Source organism: Streptomyces sp. MCA2, from assembly GCF_023544705.1.
Classification (GTDB): Bacteria; Actinomycetota; Actinomycetes; order Streptomycetales; family Streptomycetaceae; genus Streptomyces; species Streptomyces decoyicus.
Window position 1 is genome coordinate 114,952 of sequence record NZ_JAMJFM010000004.1, and the last position, 22,628, is coordinate 137,579.

A 22,628-nucleotide genomic window follows, 5' to 3' on the forward strand; every position below is an offset into this window, starting at 1 on the left:
TCCGCGCGAAGACCTCCGTCGCCGCAAAGGAGCCCTGTATGAACGCCAGCACGGATCTGCTTGTCGACGCCTTCGGACGTATCCAGGAGGTCGTCGAGGACGTGGTCACCGGGCTCGACCCCGATGAGCTCAGTACCCGCCCCGACGACGCCAATTCGATCGCCTGGCTGGTCTGGCACCTCACCAGGATCCAGGACGATCATCTCGCCGGGGTGGCAGGCACCGAGCAGATCTGGACCTCGGACGGCTGGTACGACCGCTTCGGGCTCCCCTTCGCCGCCGACGACACGGGCTACGGCCACTCCGGCAAGGACGTGGCGGCCGTACAGGACCTGAGCGCACAGCTGTTGAACGACTATCACGGCGCCGTCCACGACAACACCGTGCAGTACCTCGCCGGGGTCGACGACAAGGACATGAAGCGCGTCATCGACCGCGCCTGGACACCGCCCGTCACCCTGGGGGTCCGCCTCGTCAGCGTGATCGCCGACGATCTCCAGCACGCCGGACAGGCGGCTTACGTCCGCGGCCTGCTCGGTCTGTGAGAGCCGCCGGGTCTTTTGGCGGTCCTCGTCGCCTCACCGTCTGCGGGGCAGGCGGTGCAGCTCCACCGCGGTGAGCCGGCCCGCCGTCAGCTCCGCCGTCATGTACGTGCAGTACGGCTGCCGGCGGCGGTCGGTCGGCGAACCCGGGTTCAGCAGGCGCAGCCGGTCGTCCGCCGTGGAGTCCCAGGGGATGTGGCTGTGCCCGAACACCAGCACATCGAGCTCGGGGAAGCGTGCGGCGCAGCGGCGCTCCCGCCCCTGCGCAGGGCCGGTCTCGTGCACCACCCCGAGCCGCACCCCCGCCAGTTCCGCATACGCCACCTCGGGCAGCCGGGCACGCAGCTCCGGACCGTCGTTGTTGCCGTACACCCCGATCAGCCGCCGGGAGCGGGCCTGCAACAGGTCCAGCGTGGCGGTGTCGACCCAGTCGCCGGCATGCACGACGACATCGGCGCGCGGCACTTCGTCGAGCAGCTGCACCGGCAGCGCCTTGGCGCGCTTGGGCACATGGGTGTCGGAGATGAGCAGGAGTCGCACGGAGCCCTCCCTCGGCTGTGCTCGCGGACACGGGGGCGGGGGCGGGGCGGTCAGCGTTCCTGGGCGGTCGGCCGCACGGCGATCTCGTTGATCGCCACATGCGCCGGCTGCGTGACCATGAAGACAATGGAGCGGGCCACGTCCTCGACCGCCAGCCAGGCTTCCGGCGGCATCCCATGGGCCGATGCGGCCTGGCTGGGGGCCCGTGTCAGCTCCGTCGAGGTCATGCCCGGTTCGACGAGCCCGACCCGTACCTGACGTCCGGTCACCTCCTGGCGCAGCGCTTCACTGAAGGAGCACACCGCGTGCTTGGTGGCGGAGTAGACACTGTTGTCCTTGCGCGGCACCCGGCCCGCGACCGAGCTGACATTCACCAGGTCGGCCACGCCCCGCGGCCCCTCGTGCGCCGCGCGCAGCAGATGCGGGAGCGCGGCATGCGACATCCGCAGCAACGCCCTGAGGTTGAGGTCGATCATCCGGTCCCAGTTCTCGGGGTCGCTGTCCTCCACCGAGCCCCGCACCCCGAGACCCGCGTTGTTCACCAGCACGTCCAGCCGCCCGCAGCGGTTCACCGTCTCCTCGACCACCCGACGTGCCTGCGTCACGTCACCGAGATCGGCGGGCAGCGCGAAGGCCGAGCCTCCCTGCTCGCCGATCGCCTCGGTGAGCCGCTCCAGCCGCTCGGTACGGCGGGCGACCAATGCGAGGGAGCAGCCTTCCCGGGCCAGCGCCAGCGCGGTGGCCTCGCCGATGCCGCTGGAGGCGCCGGTCACCAGCGCCACACTGCCCGACAGCACCTTCCGGTCGGCGGCGCCGCCTGCCACCGCCCCGCTCTGACGCCCCGTCACGGCATCTCCGGCCTCTGAGCTGCTGACCATCGTCTTCCCGCTCCTCATGCTCGATCCCGTCGGCTCACCGCAGCCGCATCTCCCGGTCCGGACACCCGTACCCCGACGGGCACCCGCTCTCCCTCCCGCTCTGCCATCTGCTGACACCCGACCCCACGGACGCGGTCCGCACACCCGGACAGCGGGTATTACCCACGGGAACCCCCCTTTTGCTCCCGGGAGCTGCTCATGAAGCACACCCCTCCCCTGCCCGGCGACATCGGACTCACCCAAATATCCGGCGCTACCGGCCAGTTGATCCGCTTCGGACAGTGGATCAACGGCGACGGCTTCGCCGACTACGAGCACGCCTTCCTGGTCCTGCCCGACGACCGGCTGCTGGAGGCCGAACCGGGCGGGGCCCGCATCATGCCCCTCACCACCTACACCGACTCGGACGTGGTCTACGTCTGCCCGGACCGGCTCACCGAGCAGCAGCGCACCGACATCTGCGCGGCCGCCACCCGCTACGTCGGGGTGCCCTACAGCTTCCTCGACTACCTGGCGATCGCCACCCACCGGTTCCACCTGCCCGTTCCGGGACTGCGCCGCTATGTCGCCAGCACCCGGCACATGATCTGCTCCCAACTCGTCGACCAGTGCTATCTGGACGCCGGTGTGCACCTGTTCGCCGACGGCCGCTGGCCCGGCTATGTGACGCCGATGGCCCTGCATCACCTACTGGCCCACTGACCCTGCCGCCCGGCACGGCCGGGTACGGGTCCGGGGTCCGGTACGGGTATGGGGCCCGGTACGGAATTCGGGTACGGGATCCGATGCCGAATCCGGGTACGGTTCGCTCGCCCGGCGGGGCTCGTTGAGAAACGGGCCCCGCCGGGCGAGCCACCGGGTACGGCCGGACATCCCTCTCCCTCTCCCCACCCCCGCCCCCTCACCCCTCCGGGTCCGGCATCCGCATCGGCACCGGCACCAGCACCAGCACCAGCACCAGCACCAGCACCAGCACCAGCACCAGCTGACAACCCCCGTCCGCTCCCGTCCGATTCCCCAGCCGCCGTCCCCCGCGCAACCGTTGCCCTGCTCAGCCGCCGTCCCAGCTCAATCGCTACCTCCTGCCAACCGCCGCCCCCTCTCAACCACCGCCACCCTCAGCCACCTTCCTCTCTCAACTCCCACCTGATCTCGCCTTCCTGTTCCTGGCTCGTGGGCGTGAGCCCGGCAGCGGCGGCGACGGCAGCGGATGCCGCATGATCCGGGTGGATGTGAGCGACGAGAGTCCGCACCTGCTGCCGGCGGAGCCAGGCGACAAGCCCCCGGGCCGCCTCGGTGGCGATGCCGCGCCGCTGCCAGTGCGTCCCCACCACCCAGGCGATCTCAGCGGCCTTTCCGTTCCCCACGGTGGTGACCGTCGCCTGCACCGTGCCGACCAGGCAATCCTGATCGCGGAGCTGGATCACCCAGTTGCACCAGGTGACGGCGGGGTCGGGCGATCCGGCGACCAGTCGTTCATGGCGGGTGCGCAGTGCCTCCGGGGTCGCCGGGGCTCCGCCGATGAAGGTGTGCAGATCCGGATCGGACAGCGCCGCGGCCAGTTCCTCGGCATGCTCGACCAGCAGTGGCAGAAGGGTCAGCCGGCCGGTACGGATGACCTCGGCTTCCACGGCGAGCGGCAGGCGGGTGCTCCGGGGACGGCGCACCACCGCCCCGGATCCCTCGTGGTGGCGATCGTCGTGACGATTCACTTCAGGCCGCCACGGGGGCCGGCGCGCCGCGATGGTTCCGGGCCGCTTCGTAGGCATGGCCGGCACGCAGCACAACCGCTTCCCCCATGGGGGGACCCATCAACTGCATTCCGATGGGCAGGCCCGCGTGGTCACGGCCGACCGGCAGCGTCAGCGCCGGCACTCCGGTGATGTTCGCGGGTGCGGAGAGGCGCACGTAGGCATCGGAGACGCTCTCCTTCGTACCGTCCGGCCACTCGACCACCTCTTGTCCGGTCTTGGCGGCCGTCATCGGCACCGTGGGCGCAGCGATCACATCGACCCGGTCGAGCATCTCCGCCCATGCCTGGCGCATGAGAGTGCGGGCCCGCTGCGCCCGCAGATAGTCACCGGCGGAAACCAGCTCGCCGGCCTCCAGGAGGACCCGGACGTCCGGCGCGTACAGCTCGGGCACCGACCGCAGCGTCTGCTCGTGGTAGGCGGTCGCCTCCGGGACCATCAGACCCCAATGGGTGGCCTGGACGTACTGGGCCATCGGAATCTCGACGTCGACGAGGTCGGCCCCGAGGTCCGACATCTGGGCGAGGGCACTGCGCACGGCGGCTTCGACCTCGGGACTGACGCGGTCGAAGTAGTAGTTGACCGGTACGCCGATCCGCAGGCCCTTCAAGTCCCCGTCGCGAGGGAGGGGATAGTCACGCGGGGCCGTGGGGAGCGAGGCCGGGTCCGCGGGGTCGTGGCCGGTGAGCGCGGAGAGCACGAGCGCCGCGTCCTGCACCGTGCGCGTGAGGGGGCCGACGTGGTCCAGGGACCAGGACAGCGGGATGACGCCGTGCCGGGAGATGAGGCCGTACGTCGGCTTGAGCCCGACGACTCCGTTCAGTGCCGCGGGTACCCGGATGGAACCTCCGGTGTCCGTGCCCAGAGCGAAGGTCGCCGCGCCGGCGGCCACCGCGACCGCGGAACCACCGCTCGACCCGCCCGCGACGCGGCCGGGGTCCCAGGCATTGCGCGTCTGAGGCGTCGTCAGCCCGTAGGCGAATTCGTGCGTCTGCGTCTTGCCCAGGAGGACCGCCCCGGCCTCGAACAGCCGCGTGGCGACGGTACTGTCCGCCTGCGCCACATGCCCCGCCCTGACCCGGGAACTTGCCGTGGTCGGCATGCCGGCGACATCGATGAGGTCCTTCAGGCCGAAAGGGATGCCGTGCAGCGGGCCGCGGTACCGGCCGGCCGCGATGTCGCGTTCCGCTCGCGCGGCCGAGCCACGCGCCGCCTCGCTGGCCACGGTGACATACGCCCCGAGATCTTCTTTGACGGCGTCGATGCGTTCGAGCAGGGAAGAAGTCAGCTCCACCGGGGACAGCTCCCCCTCCCCCAGCGCTGCGGCTGCCTGAGTGAGCGTCAGCTCAAAGGGACGCATCCGCCACCTCCCGTTCGACGACGTGAGCGGCACGAACCGGATGAGCGGCTTGAGCGGCTTGAGCGGCTTGAGCGGCGGGGAGCGTCTCCCCGAAGTCGAGGTCGCGCAAGGTGCTGATGACGGCGTGGATGTGGTTCGCGGTGGCGGCCACGTCGGCGTGACGTTCGCCCGCCAGCGGGAGCCCGGCGCGGAGCGCGCAACGGGCGGCCTCCGCGGCAGTGAGTTCGACGGCGCTCATGGATGCCCTCCGTGTAGGTGCGCGTGACTGCCGAGCCGTGACCCAGCCACCACGCGACAAACGCTAAATATTTGCCTTAGAGCAGAATAGCTCCTCGCTTCACCTAACGCAAACAAATAGCTTTTACTCGTAGCGGGAGGGGAGCCCCATGCAGCCAGGCCGCGCCGCGTTGTCAGTGGCGGGTGCCAGACTGCGGCCATGACTGACACCGTGAAGGGACCGGCCAGCTACTTTCCGTCGATCGAGACGAAGTACGGCCGGCCGATAGCCGAGTGGAAGCACCTCATCCACACCTCACCCCTGACCAAGCACATGGAACTGGTCAGCTGGCTCAAGTCCGAACACGGCCTGGGGCACGGCCACGCCAACGCCCTTGTGGCCCACACCCTCGCGGAGGCCAACGGCAAGTAGACCGCGCCGCCTGGGACTTGGCCCCCGTGGCCAGGAACTGTCCGCCCCCTTGGGGCTCATGGCAGGCGCTACGGCAATGCCGGCGCCGGTCCTTCCACCGCGAAGGGCGACCCGGAATCGGTTCGGGCCAGATAGTGGGCGGCCGACTCTGCCAAGGTGCGGATCGCCGGGTGCCAGGGCCGGGCATCCGGCCCGGTCAGTACGAGGCGGCGCGAGGTCTGGGGCTCCAGCGGCAGCAGGATCAGGTCGGGCGGGATCAACGAGCGGGAGACCTCGGACAGGACGGTCACGCCGATACCGGCCTGCACCATGCTGATCAGGGTCGCCAGGTCCCGCACCCGGTGAGTGGGGGTGAAGCGCAGCCCGGCCAGATGGTGGATCGTACGGATGCGGGCCTCGCAGCCGTTGGGTGAGATCAGGAACTGGTCGTCCTCCAGGTCGCGGATGTCGACCAGCGGCTCAGCCGCCAGGGGGTGGTCCCGTGGCAGCAAGGCCCGGTAGCCGTCCATGGCGAGCTGGATGCCGGGGCCGGGCGGAGGGTCGATCAGTACGGCGGCATCTGCCGTCCCGTTCTCCAGCCAGGCCGAGACTTCGCCGCTGTCGCCCTCGAAGACCCGCACGGTGATCCGCGGCTGGTCCTCGCACCAGTGCCGGAGCAGGCCGGGAATCAGTCCCTGACAGACCGTTGGCGTGGAGGCCAGCCGCACGGTACCGGTCATGGTCTCGGTGGCATCGGCCGCGATCTGCTCCACGGACCGGACCGCCGACAGCGCGATACGGGCGTGCGGCAGAACCTGCTCGCCGAGCACGGTGGTCCGCACGGGGGTGGCCCGGACCAACAGCGGGGCGGTCAACTCACGTTCCAGGGAGGCGACGGCATGCGACACCGCCGACTGGCTCATGCCCAGCTCGGCGGCGGCCGCACTGAAGCCGCCCGCGTCGACGACGGCGAGGAAGGCCCTCAGCTGAGGAAGATTCACGGTCATGCGGCCGCCTCATATACCTATGACATATATGCGTTGGATCTATGGTGCCAGCTCGGCGACGCTTGCTCCGTCCGCCGGCTCCGGCGGAGACACCTTCAGCTCGTACCGAGGAGAGCCATGCCGTATTTCCGGGTCACCGTCACCGACCCCGACCTCTCTGCCGACGTCCAGCGCGCCCTTGCCGAGGGGCTGACCCGGCTGGCGGTCTCGGTCCTGCACAAGTCCAGTGCGAGGACCATCGTCCACCTCAACCTGGTTCCGGCCGGCAGCTACTACGTCGACGGCAGGCCCCTGACCAGCGTCCGCGACGCACATGTGGAGGCCAGTATCACCATGGGCACGAACAGCGCCGCGGAGAAGGCGGCCTTCATCGCCCAGGCCGGTGAGCTGCTGTCGGGCCTCCTCGGCCCGCTTCCCCGGTCCGGCGTCGCGCTGCACGAACTCCACCCCGAGAGCTACGGCTACAACGGAGTGACCCAATTCGACTTCTACCGCCGGGCCGGGGACGTGCCGGCCGCCCCCACCGCCCGCTGAGCCGCCCGCGGCCGACCGAGCTGCACTGGGCCGGTGCCGGTGAGGGTGCCGGTGTGATGCCGCCTAGTGCGCAACGTCCGTGGTGCGGCGCCCCGGCCGCCCCAGGCGCAACCGGCCCCGCAGCTTGTCCACCAACCGGAACTTCTCCCGCTGTTCGCGGGACTGACGGTTCAGCTCCTCCACGAGCCGCTCGGAGCGTTTCGCCACGTCCAGCTCGTCGAGGATCCGGTCGATCTCGGCCAGCAGCGCGCCGTGCAGCTGCCATTGGCGCGGATGGTCCCGCACGGTGTCGAGGAGCAGGTGCGCGACGGTCTCGCGGCTCTCGCGGCTGGCGGCGAGCTCCTCGACGAGCCGGTCCTCGGCTTCCTCCGCATTGGCGCTGACCTGCGTGGTGATCAGAACCGCGAAGCTCTCGATCGCGCGGGCCATATGGCCGAACAGCTCTCGCAGGGCGGTGGCGATGGCCGGAGGGAAGAGCGACTCGTCGGTCCGCGCCTTGGCGAGGTCGGTCAGTGTGCGGCACGCCGTACGGAGCACCACCGCGGAGATCTCCAGGGTGTCCAGCCCGGTGCGCAGGACGACACGGGAGAGCAGGCCCTCCTTGACGCGGGGGTTGAGCCGAAGGCTGTCCTCCGCCTGCCGGAGCGCCTCGTCCACCTGCACGATGTCGTGATCCAGCCGCCGCGCCTCGTGCAGCCGGGCCGCGGCCTCCGCGACGGACGTATGACCCGTCACCTGGTCGCCCAGACTCAGCAGCAACCGGCTCATCCGGGCGGCCAGGCCCTCGATGGCCTCACTGGCAGGCTGCACCCACAGGGGTGGCACGAACAGCATGTTGAAGAGCAGCCCGACGACCGCCCCGATCAGCGTCTCCAGCACCCGGTCCCAGGCCGTCGCGGCCACCCGCGTCGTCGTCACCCCGAGCACCAGCATCGCGCTGATCGCCACCTCGGGCACGAACTCACCGGCCCGCACAAAACGCCCGATCACCAGCGACGCGAGGATGATCAGCCCCAGGCTCCACCAGGTCAGGCCCACCAGGGAGCTGAAGCCGATGGCGATGACCACCCCCACCACGACGGCGTTCACCCTGCGCACACTGGTGGTGAGGGTGGTGTACAGGGTGACCTGGACGACGAGCAGAGCGGTCAGCGGTGCGGTCAGGGGCGCCGGTTCGCTGCTCAGCAGCAGGGCGACGACATAGGAGATCACGGCGGCCACGGTCGAGCGGAACGTCTGGGCGACGATGGGCTCGCTGTGCCAACGGACGAGATCCAGCAAGGGGTCGGTGACTTCGCGCACCCTCTATCCCTTTCCCCTCCTCCCCTCCTTTCGCGCCAGAGGCGCATCGGTCGCCGCGATGGCCCGCACATCTCACCCGACCGTGATCGCGGTCCGCCCGTGCGGCGCGTGCCGGAGAAGCACCCGCCGTATTCGAGAACCGATGCCACCTCACCGTTCGCGGCGGCGGAGACCCTTGCGCCTTCGGGGTCGCGGGGGGTGCGCACCCGAGACACCCCGGGCAGCTACAGCCGCTCCACCACACCCCGGAGCGCGTCCATGACGTGCGAGCGCCAGCCACTCCCCATGATCTTGCGGGCCATCGTCTGTGCCGGGTCGTCCGGGTCGAATCCCTCGTGCACGAGGAAGAGGCGGGTGCCGCGCCCTTCCGGTGCGAGGGTCCAGGTAATCGTCCAGTCGGCGGGATCGGCGGCGACCTCGTCCGTCCACCGGACGCTGAGCATCCGCCCGGTTTCGTAGGCGAGCACCTCGGCCGCCACGGTGCCGGAGAAGCCGGTGTTGGGGCGTGGGAGCGTGGTCATCGTGTAGCGATGGCCGACCTCCAGGCGGAAGTCCGCCGGCATCAGCCACTGGGCGATCAGGTCGGGCTCGGTGAGCGCACGCCAGACCTTGGCCGGCGGATGGGCGAGGAACTGATCGACCCGGACGGTGGTGAGATCTTCCGGATCTCCTGGGTTTTCGACAGCCGAAGTCATCTCTCATCGTCCGGCATGCGGTCGAGAAGTTCCCCCAGGCCCTTGAGCCTGTCGCGCCAGAACCGCTCGTACGGATGGAGCCAGTCCTGCACCTCGGCGAGGGGCGCGGCCTCGAGCCGGTAGATCCGCTGGCGCCCCACTCTCTCCTCCGAGACGAGACCGGCCTCCCGCAGCACCCTCAGGTGCTCCGAGAGGCTGGGGCGGCGCATGTCGAAGTGGTCGGCGAGGGACTGGACGGGCTGCGGGCCGCGCTCGCGCAGCAGCCGCAGCACTTCGCGGCGGGTACCGTTGGCGAGCGCGGCGAACACGCGGTCCTCGTCGGCACCCGTCGTGACCATGGCCTCAGAGCCCTTCCTTCTCCGTGAGCAGCATCAGACCGTTACCGTCGAGGTCACGGAATCCGGCCATCCGCCCCCAGGGAACGTCGTCCGGCCCGTTCACCTCGATCCCGGCCGCGGCCAGGTTCGCGCAGTCGGCGTCGACATCGGCCGTGACCAACATGATCCCCTGCGTGGAGCCGGGCAGGAAATCACCCATCCCGGGGCCGGAGAGCGTGAAGACGGTCTGGGCCCCCTTGGGCGCGACCTGGAGCCAGCGCATGGACCCGACCTGGCGGTCCACCCGGACCTCAAAGCCGAGGACCTCGGTGTAGAACGCCAGGGCCCGGTCCTGGTCGGAGACCGGGAGGGTGAGGAAGGAGGCGTGAGTGATGTTCATGGCACTCACGATAGGTAGGCATCTCCCTACCTGTCAAACGTAGGGAGATCCCTACGTGTGCGTCGGCCTACCGCAGGACGCGGTGTCCGACACGGGACTTGGGCGCGACCGCTCGGCAAGGATGTCCACGGTGGCCGGATCGGCCGGCGAGTTGCCGGGCCGGGCGGAGCGTGGCCGGGCCGGGCAGATCGTTGTGGACGAGCGGTTGATCGTCACCGCGCCATCTCCCCTGCTGCCGCGACGAGTTCGGGAAGAGTTCCGGCAAAGGCCGGCAGCAGCTGGAGGCCGGCGGACCACGCCTCGACGTCCGTGCCCAGATGCTCCCCGGTCAGGGCCGCGGCCCGGTCGCGCACGGACTGCCGGGCCGCGGCATCGGTCCGGTCGTCGGCGTACCGCCGCAGACAGGCGAGAGCGGCACGAGCGGGGGCGGCCCGGTTCACGAGGTCTTCGAGGGTCAGACGGCCGCTCCGCAGAGCGTCACGTATCCAGTCCGCCCCCGACTCGGGAGTGGTCGCCAGGGCGGCCAGCAGCAGTTCGCGGGGGCAGTCCGGGTGCTTCACCAGCTCGTTCACCAGCGGGGCAGGGAGGCCGTCGGCATGGTGGGCCGCCATGAGCCCCTCCCACGGCCGCTGGTACCCCTCGGCGAGGAGCCGGCGCAATCGCGTAGCAGGATCCGTGGTCGCGGTGAGGAACTCGGTGAGCCCGGCCGGGGACTCCTTCTCAGCGAGCCGGGCGCGCAACCGCTCCAGACCGTCCGGGGCGTCGAGGGCCCGCTCGGTCCACCGCTTCAGCCGGGCCGGAAGGCGGTCCATGGCCAGGATCTCCCGTACGGCATCCGGGCCGCCGCGCTCCCATACGGCGATCAGCAGCCGGGTCCGGCAGGCCGGCACATGGAGCCGCAGCCGGCCGACGACCGTACGGGCCACACCGAGGTCGCCGGATACCAGACCCGCGAGGAACCAGTCGCGGTAGTCGTTGACCGTGATGTCCTCCAGCACCGCGAGCAGTTCCTCGGGCACCGGGCGGATGCCGCCGCCCCGCAGCCGTCCGGCGAGCAGCCGCTCCCGTTCAAGCCGGTCGAGGGGGGCGTGGTGGAACAGCTGGGCGTCCACCGTCGGTTCGTCGAGATCCAGGAGGTAGTCCACCTGCTCCTTCGAGAGGTGGTGGGAGGCGGCCATCGCGGCCTGGGCCGGGAGCCCATGGACGGCCACCACCGCGTCGCGGACCGCCGGGGAGGGCTCGCCGAACACCAGCAGATGCTGCACGGCCCGTGCGTCGAGGTGCGGGACGACGGCCTTCTGGACCTCTTCCGTGGCACACCGGAACATGGCGAGGAATGCCGCCCGGGAGTTCCGGGGGTGGCCGACCGGGAACTTCGCCTCCTGGGGCCACGGCCAGCTGGTGCAGCGCTTCCTGCGGGAGTTCGGTGAGGTGACGTCCACGATCAGCTCGGCGACGCTGCCACGGGCGCGCCCCATCCGGGCGTAGCACGTCAGCCAGTTGACGGGATCCTTGCCCAGCCAGGCGATCAGCCCGGCGGCGGCCTTGCGGGTCGGTGCGTGGTCGTACGGCAGCGAGTCGAGCACGTCCACCGCCGGCCCCACTTCGGCCAGTACCCGGTCCACGGAATACCGGCCGCTGCCTATGCCGCGCTCCAGGACAGGCGGGAGGTACATCTCCCTCGTCTGCGCCTCGGGCCCGACGAGCGCCTCGAAGGGCAGCGCGGCGGCGTCCAGCGCGGTCCCGGCGGGGTAGTTGCGCAAGCTCTCCCTCATCAGGTCCGCGGGACAGCCCTCCCACCGGGCGAGCCGGCCCAGCGGGGTGTCGTACCGGAAGCCCGACCCCTGGGAGTTCTCCGGGCCGAAGGAGAGGCGCTGGTGTTCACGGCGGATCAGGTCCCAGGCGAGACCGTCGGGCTTCGCCACGGGGACGTCCCGGATGTCACCGTAACGGACCGCCAGCAGCGCGCGGAGATGCTCCGGGTCTTCCCACTCCCCGGCGGGCCGGTGCTCCCTCAGGAACGATTCCGGATCGGGGGCATCGACGGCCTGCCGCAGGAGATCCGGCAGCCATGGATGCCCGGTGTCCAGGTCCGGCAGGTCATCGAGCAGGCCGAGGAACACGGCGAACGGTTCGGTGCTGCCCCAGATCTCCAGGAGGCCGAGGCAGGTGTCCACGACGACCGGCGGCGGGAGGTGCACCGCGAACACAGCGAGGGACAAGGCGTTCACCCCGGGGAACCCACTGGTCAGGATGGCCACGAGAAGAGGGCCTGAGAGCTCCTCGTAAAAGAGGGGGAAGAGGCCGTCGTCCTCGTACCAGCGCGGGTCCGCGAGGTCGGCGGCGTACAGAAGCGTCGCCAGGAGGCCGGGGATCTCCTCCATGGCGTGCTCCTGGTACCCCGCGTCATTGCGGTACTTCGCATGCCACAACGCGCGGCCGACCACCGGATCGCCGGTCTCCGCCGCCGCCATGAGCCATTCCTTGGGATCTATGGCCAGCGCCGCCCGCATCTGCACGGGGTCCGCACCCAACAGCTCCTCCACCCTCTCCTCCGGAAGCCCGAAGCGGTCGGAGAGAACACCCAGCAGCTGTGGCACCATCCGCTCGGCGAGCGCGTCGGCGGTGTCCGGATCGGCGAGGCTCAGCGCGAAACGGAGCGCGGAGCGGGAGCTGGCGGTCACAGGGGGCGGTTCCCTTCGGGGGGCGGTTGGCAGGCAGCGGTCCGTACGGCATCAGTCCGTACGCAATCGATCGTGACACGGACCACTGACAATGCCCTGGCAGCACCAAACCGCCCCCTGGGTACGGAAGTTCAGCAGGGAAGTTCAGCAGGCCGTCCGCCCGTCCGCGCCCGGACCTCAGGAAGTGGTGTCGCCGCCCGCCGCGCCGCGCTCCGGGCCGGGGTGGTGGTCACGGACGAGGGGGGTGCGCCAGTCCGGCGAACGGCCGAGAGCCGCCAGGATCTGCTCCAGGGTGCCCGTGTCGTCGGCCACGGACAGCCCCGGGCGGAAAGCACTGCCCGGGGCCAGCCGGGAGTCGCCGTCCGGGACCGCGCGGGCTATCGGCAGTGCGGCCCGGAGGAGTTCGGAGCCGGGTGCGTACGCGAGGTCCAGGGTGCGGGCGACATCCCAGCTGTGCACCACGTAGTCGATGAGGTGGAAGCCGATCGCGCGGGCGGCGGTGAACGTCCGCGCGCGGGTGATTTCGGGGAGGGCGAACGCACGGTCGGGGCTCTCCACGGTCGCGAAGGCCGCGATGGCGTGTTCCGCCGCGTCACGGTATTGCGCGACGGGATCCGGGCCGAGCGGTCCGACCGACCAGTGCGACAGATCCTGCCCGTGCCCGAGCGCCGCCGCCGCGAACCCGTGGTGCTGGGCCGTCATATGGGCGAGCAGATCGGCCAGTGTCCACGCCGCGCAGGGGGTTGGCCTGCGGAGGTCGGCGGGCGTCATCCGACGTATCAGGGTCACGCTGTCCCGGACCGCCCGGGCGTTGAGGCGCCGGAAGCGTGCGAAGTCCGCGGGCGGTGTGGGCGCGTCCTCGCGATGCGTATTATTCGTATGCATGCGCTTACGATCAGCGCGAGCACATGAATTGTCAACGGGTATTTTCATGACCATGGCCGAGAACGCAGCCGAGAACGCAGCCGACAGCGGCACCGCACCCGGGGGGCGGCCGCCCCGTCCCGATCTGGCGGCGATGATCGTGCCCCTCGGCCGTGCGCTCATGGCCGCCGAGCAGCCGATCCTCGACGCGCACGGCCTGACGATGTGGGCGTACTCGGTGCTGCTGTACCTCGACGAGACACCGATCCGCACGCAAGCGGCGCTGGCCGAGGCCATCCGGGCGGACAAGACCCGCATCATCGCCGTGCTCGACGACCTGGAGACACGGGAGCTGATCCGCCGTCAGCCGGATCCCGGGGACCGACGGGTACGCCTGCTGTCGCTCACCGCGGCGGGACGGCGGCTGCGGGATGCGGTGCAGACTGCGATCCAGCAGGGCGAGGAGCGGCTGCTCACCCAGCTGCCGGCCGCCGACCGCGCCGGCTTCCTCAAGGGGCTCCAGGCGTTGTCCGCGCTGCCGGAACTGAAGCCTGGACGGGGCTCGCCGCCGGCCTCGTCCGGACCCGACGCCACCCGAAGGCGCAGAACCTAGCGGCCCGCCGGACCTGGTAGCGGGCCTCCGGAAGATCCCTTCACGGGCGGCTGCCGAGCACCGGCCCCGCCGCCGGTTACCGCGTCATGGCCCGCAGCGGACGTCCGCCCCTCTCCGGTCCCGCGGTGCCGCTGCATCTATCATGGTGATCGCCAGGGCACCCGCGCGAGAGGTGACGGAACCATGCAGAGGCAACCCGTACTTGTCTATGACGGCGACTGCGCCTTCTGCACGTCCTCGGTGCGGTTCGCGGAGCGGCGTCTGCGGCCGCGCTGTGACGCAACGCCCTGGCAGTTCACCGATCTCGCCGGGCTCGGCATCGCTCAACAGCGCGCCGAGCACGAAGTGTTGTGGGTGACGCCGGGCGGCGCCGTGCACGGTGGCGCCCAGGCTGTCGCCAAGCTCCTGATGAGCGCACGGGGCGGATGGCCGGTGGTGGGCGCGCTGCTCACGCTCCCGCCCGTGCGGTGGCTCGCCCACGGTGCGTACAGAGTCATCGCCCACAACCGCCAGCGGATGCCGGGCGGTACGGCTGCCTGTGCGATGCCCTCCGCCCCGAGCACGCAGAAGCGGGCGTAGCGGGTTCCGGCCGGACGGGGCTGGCCGGCGTGACGACGGCAGGGCGCCCGGTGGCATTCCCGCCATCGGGCGCTCGGTCTCCCCGCACCGGCGCCCGGCCCACCCGGTCCGGGGCTCAGGTACCGGACTTACGGCCGTAGACGTAGACGTCGTCACCGTTCTTGAGCAGGGACCAGTACTTCTTGGCGTCGTTGCTGCGCATATTGACGCAGCCGTGCGAGCCGGGGGCCGACCAGACGCTGCCGCTGATGGAGTGGAACGCCTGACCGCCGTCGAAGAACTGGCTGTACGGCATGGCCACGTGGTAGATCGTCGAGACATGGTGCAGGTTGCGCCAGTAGATCTTCTTGGCGCCGGTGCGGGTCTCGTAGCCGTCGCGGCCGCTGCGGATCGGAACCGGCCCGAACACCAGCTTCGATCCGTCCTGGATCCAGCTGAGCTGGCGGGTCAGGTCGACACAGGCGATCCGGCCCTTGCCGGTGGGGCACTTACGGGCCTTGTTGGGGTTGCTCCCGGCCGCCTTCTGCTGCGCCACGACGCTCATCACGCCCCATGTGACGGGGCCGGCGTAGCCGATGTTCGGGGTGATGCCGTGGCTGGTCTGGAACGCACGGATCGCCCGGCAGTCGGCCGCCGACTGCCGGCCGTCCACCGGAAGCCCGAGGAACTTCTCGGCCTGCTTCTGGTAGGGGCCGCGGCTCGCGGTGCACGAGGACGCGGTGGCGGCCTGGGCCGTGGAGCCGAAGGCCACCGTCAGCGGGATGGTCAGTGCCGTGAGGGCGAGCGCCGCGCCCGCCCGGCGACCGGCGCCGGACCGGCGTATCCCCGGGTTCAGTTGTCTTTTCATGCCCCGTAGGACTGTTTGCCCGACCCGTCGGTTGCAGGCGTGACCGACCCGAAATATCTGATACGTCGCCACGGGCCGGCCGGGCGTGCCGCCCCGGCGGACGGACGGACATCCGGTCCGGTCCGCCGGGGCGACGGCCGCGCTTACAGCACCACGACGGTCTCCTGGCGCGCGTAGCTGAATCCGTCGTTGTCGAAGTAGAAGACAGCCACCTTCACCTTCTCGCCCTTGTCGAAGTGGGAACCGAGGGCCGTGCGCAGGGTGATCTGGGCCGCGTGACTGTTGTAGTCACAGGTGAGCTTGTCCGTCTTGATGGTGCCGGCGGCGACCGGCTCCTCGGGACCGGGCTGATTGATCTTCATGGCGTTGGCGACCAGCTGATGGTTCATGCCGGGGTCGCAGGAGTAGGTGACCTTCACCTGTAGGTCGGGCGCGTGCATCGCGACCTTGTTGATGGTCAGGAGGTTGGCCTTGGCGACCGCGGACGGCGCGGCGGCCAGTGCACCCGCGCCGACCAGGACGGTGACGGCTGCGGTACCGGCGAGGCGATGCCGGAGACGGGACGACTTCATCGAGGTTTCCTTCCCCCCTGCGCCGTCACCCTGGTCCGGTTCGGCGGAGGAATATCCGCCTGTGGGGGTGACTGCGACAGTTGTTCACTTTGGAGCGTGATCCTACGTGATCTCCCTCACGAAATCGCACGTCTTTTCGCCATAATGGCCCGCCTGAACTCGACCCCACCCCACCTGGACCCGCCCCACCTCCGTCCGGGGTGGGACCCCGGACACGCCACCCTCCGATGACGCTCCGCCATCGCACAGCGACTTACTGTGCTCATGGCGGGTGGTCGCGGCACCCCGCGAACGGCCGCCTCCCCGGGCTCCGCCGGGAGCCACACCTCCGGAAGGGACGACGCATGATCAACGATGCCCTGCGCGCCGAGTACGAGCACCGCTTCTCCCTGTACGACACCGATGGCGACGGCTACCTGACCGCGCAGGACTTCACCGAGCGGGCGCGCGTGCTGACGGAGGCGGTGGGCGAACCGGAGGAGTCCGCCAAGGCACAGGCCTTGCGTGCGGGGATGCGCAACACCTTCGACGAGCTGGCCGCCCTGGCGGAGGTGGACGGTGCGGGGCGCCTGGACCGGGAGCAGTTCGTCGCAGCGTTCGCGCGGGCCGGCGAGTCGGGCGCCCTCGGCAGGGTCGTGGGGCCGTCGGTCGCCGCGACCATCGCCCTGGCCGATGCCGATGGGGACGGTGTGGTCAGTCTGGCGGACTTCGCGACGGTGCACCGCGCGGCAGGGTACTCGGACGCCCAGGCCAAGGCGGCTTTCGCGGCACTGGACCAGGACGGCGACGGGCGGCTGATGGTGGACGCATGGCAGGCAACGTGAGCGTGTAGGCGTCAGCGGGCTCCGCTCCCCGGCCCGACGGCGGGACGAGGCGGCCTCCGCGCCCCTCCCCCGGCGCGGAGGCCGCCGTCAGCCGGGTGGGATCTGCCGCTACGACCAGCGGTACCCGTGCGAAACGCGCCGTTGCACCAAGGCAGAACGGGCCGTCGCACTGCCAAAGGCCCGTGCGCGGTGCATGCGGACCTGCGCAGCGCGTGCATCGAGTGCGCCGGGTGCGCTCGGCGGACACCCCCGGGCCGGGCACATGATCGGCGGACTCGGGGGTGTGATGCGCCCGCGGGGCGAGGGGTGCGCCCCTGCCCGTCTGAACAGGTGCGGATGCACCAAGCACGGCCGCGCTCCGACGGCAAGGGGGCAGGCCGGGCAGCGGCGGCGCTACCGCGCGCTCTGCCGAGGCGAACTCACGGCATGGTTGTCTCTTCCCCGTCAAATTCATGACGCCGCACGGAAATCGCGGTTCGAGCACCATTCGAACGCGAACACCGCAAACGCGTCAGGTTTCTTGAATGACCGCCAGGAAACTGCGCGGCGAGCGACGGGAGTAGACGCATGGAAATTCCGCAGGTTTCGGAATCGCCTGCCCGGAGTGAATTCCGGGGCTATGGTGTCCGGGGCATCACGGCAGCAGCAGTCCTGCTCGCGGCCGGCACGCTGAACCTGGCGTCCGGGCAGCCCGCCGAGGCCCGGGGAGGCGGGACCTGGGAGCGCCTGGCCGGGTGCGAGAGCGGAGGGAACTGGCGTATCGACACCGGGAACGGATTCTCCGGCGGGCTCCAGCTCGCCCACTCCACCTGGCACTCCTTCGGCGGCGGTGCCTACGCGTCACGGGCGGCGCGGGCGAGCCGGTCCCAGCAGATCCAGGTGGCGGAACGGGTACTGGCACGTCAGGGCTGGGGTGCCTGGCCGGCCTGCTCGGCCTCGCTGGGACTCAACTCGGCCACCGCGCACCGCACTCCGCGGACCACCGCCCCGCGCTCCGCGCCGCAGCGGCAGGCGGACCCGTCGGCCCGGTCGCGGGCCCGCCATCCGCAGTCCCATGAGAAGCGATACAAAGTGGGACGCCATCGGAGTACCAACGGCTCGGTCGTCGTCAACGCCGGCGACACGGTCAGCGGCATCGCCTACGCGCACGGCCTCGGCTGGCGGGAATTCTACCGGCTGAACCGACAGGTGATCGGGTCGAATCCGCACCTGATTTTCCCCGGCCTGCGACTGGCCGTGCCTCGTTCCGGCGGTCACTGAACGCGTAACGGAATAGCGGGAATTCTCTGTTCCACCCCGGGGGAATTCCGCTGATACTCCGCCCTTTCACGCTGCGGTGGCCCGTCGGTGGGGACGGGCCACCGCGGGACGTGGCGGCGGGGCCGTACACAGGACGGCCGGTGCACCGCGGACCTACGGTGTGGTGGTCGTCTCGCCGACCCGCGTCATGCAGAGGTTCACTGTCTCGTAATGGCCGTTGAGTTGCCGGTAGCGGGATTCTCCGGGCTTGCATTCGGACTGCGCCTCGGTCTTGACGACCTTGTACTTCGCAGCCGGCTTCGCGCAGTCGATCAGCTCGAGGTCCGGCTCGTCGTCCGTACCGCCGGTCTGCTCCAGACAGTCGCCGACCTTGGCGAGGCCGACGCTGCGCGGGTCGACCTTGGGGCGCTTGTGGGCCTCGGCGTTGTACTCGTCCTGGTGCAGCACCACCCATGCGGCAACCCCACCGAAGATCAGAAGGACGACGAGGGCGCGGACGAAGCCGGGTATGCGCACCTGCCGTGGCGGCCGGCCGCCGGGGCCCCCGGGCACGGGGCCGCCGCCGGACGGCATCGGGCCCCCGGGGTAGCCGCCCTGCTGCGGCATTCCGGGCCCGCCGTACGGGGCCTGCGCCGGCTGGCCGTAAGGAGGCCGGCCCGGCTGCCCGTAGGGCGCCTGAAGCTGCTGCCCATACGGAGCCTGCGGCGGCTGCCCGTACGGCGCCTGGGGCGGCTGGCCGTAAGGGGGGTGACCGCCCTGCGGCGCGTTGTAGCCACCCTGCGGCGGGGAGGGCATGGACACAGAAAAATCCCTTCGTCCTGGCGAATCCGAGGAGGTGCCCAGCGCTGTGGGCGAAAAGTTGATCACCGCAGGTTAACGGGTGGGGCCACCGCCCGCCGCGGTGGCCCATCGGTCGAAGGGTCGTCCTCGGTGCCTGCCTGCCGTCGCCCGGACAGACACCTCAGCCGGCGGTCGCGTACACCCGGCTGACGAATTCCGCGATCTGTGCGTCGCTGAGGTTCTTGGCGAGGTTGGCCTCGGTGATCATGCCCACCAGACGGTGGCCGCCTTTGACGTCGATCACCGGCAGGCGCTTGATGTGCTGCTCCTCCATGGTCCGCAGGACCTCGGAGGCGTCCGCGTCCGCATCGATCCAGTGGACCTTCCCGCCCATGGAACCGGCCTGCACCGTCATCGGGTCGACCCCTTCGGCACAGCAGGTGATGACGATATCGCGATCGGTGATCATGCCCATGAGCCGGTTGTTGTCACCGCAGATGGGCAGGCACCCGACATCCAGATCCCGCATCATCTTCGCCGCATCCATCAACGACTCATGTGCACCCACACAATGCGCTCCGCCGGACATGATGTCTCGGGCTCGCAGCTTGCTGGCCATGGTTCCTCCTGCCACAGGAGTATTTATTGCTTGCCTCGTTTCGATGACACCACGAATGGCCGCACGATGCTCACCGGAAACGGCCCGCAAGGCCGCGCCGTGGCGGGGTCGGGATCACTCATCATGCGGCGGGTGCGCGGGACGGGAGGGCGGAGTGAGGTCACGCCCTCGTGCCCCGGCCCGCCGCCGCACATCCCGGGCGGCAACTGCCCCCGCACACCGGTGTGATGGGGCGACTGCGGGACCCGACGGCGCCCCCGGGCGTAGTGTCGGCCCTTGTGACTGTGACGACGTCCAACCCTTTCTTCGAGCCGAGTGATCTGCCCTACGAGCTGCCGCCTTTCGCGCGGATCCGGAACGATCACTTTCCCGCTGCCTTCGCCCGTGGAATGGCCGACCAGCTGACAGAGGTGGCGGCGATCGGCGCCTGCGCCGAGCCGGCGACCTTCGAGAACACGGTGGAGGCGCTGGAACGCAGCGGCGCGGTTCTCGGCCGGGTGCGCCGGGTGTTCTTCAACAAGGCCGCGACGGACACCGACGAGGAGATCCAGGCGCTCGAGGTCGAGATCGCTCCGCTGCTGGCCGCCCATGACGATGCGCTGTTGCTCGACTCCGCCCTGTTCGCCCGGCTGGACACGCTCTTCGAGCGGCGCGGGCAACTCGGCCTGGACACGGAGCAGTTGCAGCTGCTGGAGCGCCACCACACCCAACGGGTCCGGGCCGGTGCGCGGCTCGGCCCGCAGGAGCAGCGGCGCCTGCGCGAGCTGAATGCCGAGATCGCCGCCCTGAGCACCGAGTTCGGGCAGAACCTTCGGACGGCCACCGCGGCCGCGGCGCTCGTACTGGAGCGTGCCGAGGAGCTGGCCGGCCTGCCCGAGGACCAGATCGCGGCCGCTGCCGCGAACGCCCGGGCGCTGGGGCACGAAGGCAAGTTCGTGCTCAGCCTGAAGAACTTCTCCTGCCAGACCGAGCTCGCCGCGCTCGACGACCCCGCGCTGCGCGAGCGGCTGCTCGCCGCCTCCCTCGGGCGCGGCATCGACAGCAACGGGCCGGTCGCCGTCGGCCTGGCCACCCTGCGTGCCGAGCGCGCCGCCCTGCTCGGCTACCCGAGCCATGCCGCCTGGGAGGTCGCGGACCGGACGGCCGGCACCACGGACGCGGTCGAGGAGCTGCTCGGCCGGCTGGTCGCCCCCGCCGTCGCCAACGCCGAGCGGGAGGGTGCGGCCCTGGCCGAGGCGGCCGGGGTGGCCGAGATCCGCGCGGCGGACTGGCAGTACTACTCCGAGCGGGTGCGCAAGGAGCGGTTCGACCTCGACGCGGCGGCGCTGCGGCCCTATCTGGAGCTGGAGACCGTGCTGCACGACGGTGTCTTCCACGCCGCCGGGCTGGTCTACGGGATCACCTTCACCCGGCGCCCCGACCTGGTGTCGTACCACCCGGACGCCCGCATCTACGAGGTGCACGACGCCGACGGCAGCCCGCTCGGCCTGTACATCGGTGACTTCCACGCCCGCGAGTCCAAGCGGGGCGGGGCCTGGATGGACGCACTGGTGCCGCAGTCCCGTCTGCTCGGCCACCAGCCGGTGGTGGTCAACAACCTGAATGTCGCCAAGCCTCCGGCGGGCGAGCCGGTGCTGCTGACCTGGAGCGAGGTCCACACCCTGTTCCACGAGTTCGGGCATGCGCTGCACGGCCTGTTCTCCGCGGTGCGCTATCCGCTGCTGTCCGGCACCCGAGTGCCGCGCGATTTCGTCGAGTTCCCCTCCCAGGTCAACGAGATGTGGGCGGACTGGCCGGAGGTGCTGGCCCACTACGCCCGGCACCACGTCACCGGTGAGCCGATGCCGCCGGAACTGCCGGCCAGGCTGCGCGAGGCGGAGAACTTCGGGGCGGGCTTCCGGATGGTGGAGCACCAGGCCGCCGCGGTGCTGGACTGGGCCTGGCACACCCTCTCCGCCGACGGCGACGCACCGGGGGCCGACGAGGCCGAGGCGTTCGAGGCGGCCGCGCTGGAGCGCTACGGCCTCGCGTCGGCCGCGATCCCGCCGCGCTATCGCACCGGGTACTTCGCCCATATCTTCAGCGGCGGCTATGCGGCCGGGTACTACGGCTACCGCTGGGCCGAGGTGCTGGACGCCGACACCGTGCGCTGGTTCCGCGAGAACGGGAAGACGATCCGCGAGAGCGGGGAGATCTTCCGCCGGGAACTCCTCAGCAAGGGCGGCAGCGTCGACCCGCTCGGGGCGTTTCGCGCGGTGATCGGGCGGGACCCGGAGCTCGCGCCGCTGCTGGCACGCCACGGGCTGGACGGCTGATCCTCGCGGGCGGCGCCGGGCCCGAGAGCGCAGGGCCGGCGCCGCTCCGGGCCGGCTGAACCCCGGTGGTCGTGCCGTCGGGGTTCAGCCGGTGACGAACCGGTGGTGCCGTTCACCGTGCAGGTGGCCGGGCGGGAGCTTGCGGCCGAACGCGACCAGCAGCAGATCCTGGGCCGCGCCGGACAGCGGCGTTCCGGTGCCGAAGGACCAGTCGAGGTCGTCGGCCCGGAGCTCGGTACCGCTCAGGTCGGCTCCGAAGAACGCGGCGGACTTGCGGGTGACCTTCTCCAGGAGGATGCGCACCCGGTCCTCGGGAACCCGCCGGTCGAGGCCGAGGGCGACGGTGATGTCCAGGCCGTGGACCACGTCGTGCCCCAGCGCCGACGTGATGCCACCGACCGGCGGCTTCCAGGGGTGGTGCGCATTGTCGCGGAGGTGGCCGGCGAGCTCACCGGTCGAGGCGGCGGCCGCGTCCCTGCGGGCACACCGGTCGGCCATCCGGTGAATATTTCCCCTCGCTCTGAAGAGTTCGGCGGCCATCTTGGGGAGCGAGTAACGGAACCCCATCGACATATGGGCCGCGACATCCCGCACCCGCCACCCCGCGCACAGTGTCGGCGCCTCCCACTGCTCGGCCGTCAGGCCGTCCAACAGGTCCGCCAGTTCCCGGCGTTCGGCCGCGATCGCCGCTTCGACAGTCCTCTGCGTCATCCGAGT

The 22,628-nt window shown here is 70.6% G+C and carries 27 protein-coding genes; 9 read left to right on the top strand and 18 right to left on the bottom strand.

What is annotated here, in order from left to right; translation table 11 throughout:
• Positions 1-38: 38 nt before the first annotated feature.
• Complete coding sequence (locus M8I34_RS04900; RefSeq protein WP_250048060.1) at positions 39-545, top strand: DUF664 domain-containing protein; 507 nt, start codon at positions 39-41, stop codon at positions 543-545.
• Between the two features lie 33 nt (positions 546-578).
• Here M8I34_RS04900 and M8I34_RS04905 read toward each other — a convergent pair whose 3' ends face one another.
• Positions 579-1,082: a metallophosphoesterase gene (locus tag M8I34_RS04905; protein ID WP_250048061.1), complete on the bottom strand. Its 504-nt coding sequence runs from the start codon at positions 1,080-1,082 to the stop codon at positions 579-581.
• Between the two features lie 50 nt (positions 1,083-1,132).
• On the bottom strand, positions 1,133-1,960 hold the full coding sequence (locus M8I34_RS04910) for an SDR family oxidoreductase (protein ID WP_250048062.1): 828 nt from the start codon (positions 1,958-1,960) through the stop codon (positions 1,133-1,135).
• Positions 1,961-2,158: 198 nt separating this feature from the next.
• Here M8I34_RS04910 and M8I34_RS04915 point away from each other — a divergent pair, with 198 nt between their 5' ends.
• Entirely contained in the window at positions 2,159-2,662 is a 504-nt protein-coding gene (locus M8I34_RS04915) for a hypothetical protein (RefSeq protein WP_250048063.1), read from the top strand.
• Between the two features lie 199 nt (positions 2,663-2,861).
• On the opposite strand, the gene M8I34_RS04920 is transcribed toward M8I34_RS04915, so the two are convergent.
• From M8I34_RS04920 to M8I34_RS04935, 4 genes are all read right to left on the bottom strand, one after another.
• Positions 2,862-2,999 carry a hypothetical protein gene (locus M8I34_RS04920; protein ID WP_250048064.1) on the bottom strand — a complete coding sequence of 46 codons (138 nt, stop codon included), beginning with the start codon at positions 2,997-2,999 and terminating at the stop codon, positions 2,862-2,864.
• 79 nt (positions 3,000-3,078) lie between these two features.
• Positions 3,079-3,630: a GNAT family N-acetyltransferase gene (locus M8I34_RS04925; protein WP_250048065.1), complete on the bottom strand. Its 552-nt coding sequence runs from the start codon at positions 3,628-3,630 to the stop codon at positions 3,079-3,081.
• Positions 3,631-3,673: 43 nt separating this feature from the next.
• Positions 3,674-5,071 (bottom strand): amidase, encoded by a 1,398-nt coding sequence (locus M8I34_RS04930; RefSeq protein ID WP_250048066.1) that lies wholly within the window; start codon positions 5,069-5,071, stop codon positions 3,674-3,676.
• Positions 5,058-5,309 carry a hypothetical protein gene (locus M8I34_RS04935; protein WP_250048067.1) on the bottom strand — a complete coding sequence of 84 codons (252 nt, stop codon included), beginning with the start codon at positions 5,307-5,309 and terminating at the stop codon, positions 5,058-5,060. The genes M8I34_RS04930 and M8I34_RS04935 overlap by 14 nt, the downstream gene beginning before the upstream one ends.
• Before the next feature lie 198 nt (positions 5,310-5,507).
• On the opposite strand from M8I34_RS04935, the gene M8I34_RS04940 reads away from it, so the two are divergent.
• Positions 5,508-5,720 carry a DUF4287 domain-containing protein gene (locus M8I34_RS04940; RefSeq protein WP_250048068.1) on the top strand — a complete coding sequence of 71 codons (213 nt, stop codon included), beginning with the start codon at positions 5,508-5,510 and terminating at the stop codon, positions 5,718-5,720.
• A gap of 68 nt (positions 5,721-5,788) precedes the next feature.
• Here the strand turns inward: M8I34_RS04940 and M8I34_RS04945 are convergent, their stop codons facing one another.
• The gene (locus tag M8I34_RS04945) at positions 5,789-6,706 is read right to left on the bottom strand and encodes a LysR family transcriptional regulator (protein ID WP_250048069.1); all 918 of its coding nucleotides are present in this window, start codon (positions 6,704-6,706) and stop codon (positions 5,789-5,791) included.
• Positions 6,707-6,823: 117 nt separating this feature from the next.
• Here M8I34_RS04945 and M8I34_RS04950 point away from each other — a divergent pair, with 117 nt between their 5' ends.
• Positions 6,824-7,240: a tautomerase family protein gene (locus tag M8I34_RS04950; RefSeq protein WP_250048070.1), complete on the top strand. Its 417-nt coding sequence runs from the start codon at positions 6,824-6,826 to the stop codon at positions 7,238-7,240.
• 63 nt (positions 7,241-7,303) lie between these two features.
• Here M8I34_RS04950 and M8I34_RS04955 read toward each other — a convergent pair whose 3' ends face one another.
• From M8I34_RS04955 to M8I34_RS04980, 6 genes are all read right to left on the bottom strand, one after another.
• On the bottom strand, positions 7,304-8,542 hold the full coding sequence (locus M8I34_RS04955) for an aromatic acid exporter family protein (protein ID WP_250048071.1): 1,239 nt from the start codon (positions 8,540-8,542) through the stop codon (positions 7,304-7,306).
• Positions 8,543-8,766: 224 nt separating this feature from the next.
• The gene (locus M8I34_RS04960; RefSeq protein ID WP_250048072.1) at positions 8,767-9,237 is read right to left on the bottom strand and encodes an SRPBCC domain-containing protein; all 471 of its coding nucleotides are present in this window, start codon (positions 9,235-9,237) and stop codon (positions 8,767-8,769) included.
• Positions 9,234-9,575 (bottom strand): helix-turn-helix transcriptional regulator, encoded by a 342-nt coding sequence (locus tag M8I34_RS04965; RefSeq protein WP_250048073.1) that lies wholly within the window; start codon positions 9,573-9,575, stop codon positions 9,234-9,236. The genes M8I34_RS04960 and M8I34_RS04965 overlap by 4 nt, the downstream gene beginning before the upstream one ends.
• 4 nt (positions 9,576-9,579) lie before the next feature.
• Complete coding sequence (locus M8I34_RS04970; RefSeq protein ID WP_030982595.1) at positions 9,580-9,954, bottom strand: VOC family protein; 375 nt, start codon at positions 9,952-9,954, stop codon at positions 9,580-9,582.
• 212 nt (positions 9,955-10,166) lie between these two features.
• On the bottom strand, positions 10,167-12,638 hold the full coding sequence (locus M8I34_RS04975) for a hypothetical protein (protein ID WP_250048074.1): 2,472 nt from the start codon (positions 12,636-12,638) through the stop codon (positions 10,167-10,169).
• 177 nt (positions 12,639-12,815) lie between these two features.
• Positions 12,816-13,523, bottom strand: a complete 708-nt coding sequence (locus tag M8I34_RS04980) for a TIGR03086 family metal-binding protein (RefSeq protein ID WP_250048075.1) — start codon at positions 13,521-13,523, stop codon at positions 12,816-12,818.
• A 52-nt stretch (positions 13,524-13,575) separates the two neighbouring features.
• On the opposite strand from M8I34_RS04980, the gene M8I34_RS04985 reads away from it, so the two are divergent.
• Positions 13,576-14,115 (top strand): MarR family winged helix-turn-helix transcriptional regulator, encoded by a 540-nt coding sequence (locus M8I34_RS04985; protein WP_250048076.1) that lies wholly within the window; start codon positions 13,576-13,578, stop codon positions 14,113-14,115.
• Positions 14,116-14,298: 183 nt separating this feature from the next.
• Positions 14,299-14,694 (top strand): thiol-disulfide oxidoreductase DCC family protein, encoded by a 396-nt coding sequence (locus M8I34_RS04990; protein ID WP_250048077.1) that lies wholly within the window; start codon positions 14,299-14,301, stop codon positions 14,692-14,694.
• A gap of 115 nt (positions 14,695-14,809) precedes the next feature.
• Here the strand turns inward: M8I34_RS04990 and M8I34_RS04995 are convergent, their stop codons facing one another.
• Together M8I34_RS04995 and M8I34_RS05000 are read right to left on the bottom strand one after the other, a co-directional pair.
• Positions 14,810-15,541 (bottom strand): L,D-transpeptidase family protein, encoded by a 732-nt coding sequence (locus tag M8I34_RS04995; protein WP_250048078.1) that lies wholly within the window; start codon positions 15,539-15,541, stop codon positions 14,810-14,812.
• A 143-nt stretch (positions 15,542-15,684) separates the two neighbouring features.
• Positions 15,685-16,113 carry a hypothetical protein gene (locus M8I34_RS05000; RefSeq protein WP_250048079.1) on the bottom strand — a complete coding sequence of 143 codons (429 nt, stop codon included), beginning with the start codon at positions 16,111-16,113 and terminating at the stop codon, positions 15,685-15,687.
• Between the two features lie 344 nt (positions 16,114-16,457).
• On the opposite strand from M8I34_RS05000, the gene M8I34_RS05005 reads away from it, so the two are divergent.
• Together M8I34_RS05005 and M8I34_RS41205 are read left to right on the top strand one after the other, a co-directional pair.
• Positions 16,458-16,937 carry an EF-hand domain-containing protein gene (locus M8I34_RS05005; protein WP_250048080.1) on the top strand — a complete coding sequence of 160 codons (480 nt, stop codon included), beginning with the start codon at positions 16,458-16,460 and terminating at the stop codon, positions 16,935-16,937.
• A gap of 567 nt (positions 16,938-17,504) precedes the next feature.
• Positions 17,505-18,197 carry a transglycosylase family protein gene (locus M8I34_RS41205; RefSeq protein WP_284049949.1) on the top strand — a complete coding sequence of 231 codons (693 nt, stop codon included), beginning with the start codon at positions 17,505-17,507 and terminating at the stop codon, positions 18,195-18,197.
• A gap of 153 nt (positions 18,198-18,350) precedes the next feature.
• On the opposite strand, the gene M8I34_RS41210 is transcribed toward M8I34_RS41205, so the two are convergent.
• Together M8I34_RS41210 and M8I34_RS05025 are read right to left on the bottom strand one after the other, a co-directional pair.
• Positions 18,351-18,998 (bottom strand): hypothetical protein, encoded by a 648-nt coding sequence (locus M8I34_RS41210; protein WP_284049950.1) that lies wholly within the window; start codon positions 18,996-18,998, stop codon positions 18,351-18,353.
• A 160-nt stretch (positions 18,999-19,158) separates the two neighbouring features.
• Positions 19,159-19,596 carry a CBS domain-containing protein gene (locus M8I34_RS05025; protein ID WP_030982579.1) on the bottom strand — a complete coding sequence of 146 codons (438 nt, stop codon included), beginning with the start codon at positions 19,594-19,596 and terminating at the stop codon, positions 19,159-19,161.
• Between the two features lie 284 nt (positions 19,597-19,880).
• Between M8I34_RS05025 and M8I34_RS05030 the strand changes: the two genes are divergently transcribed.
• Positions 19,881-21,911, top strand: a complete 2,031-nt coding sequence (locus M8I34_RS05030; protein ID WP_250048163.1) for a M3 family metallopeptidase — start codon at positions 19,881-19,883, stop codon at positions 21,909-21,911.
• 84 nt (positions 21,912-21,995) lie between these two features.
• Here the strand turns inward: M8I34_RS05030 and M8I34_RS05035 are convergent, their stop codons facing one another.
• Positions 21,996-22,622 carry a maleylpyruvate isomerase family mycothiol-dependent enzyme gene (locus M8I34_RS05035; RefSeq protein WP_250048081.1) on the bottom strand — a complete coding sequence of 209 codons (627 nt, stop codon included), beginning with the start codon at positions 22,620-22,622 and terminating at the stop codon, positions 21,996-21,998.
• Positions 22,623-22,628: the final 6 nt, after the last annotated feature.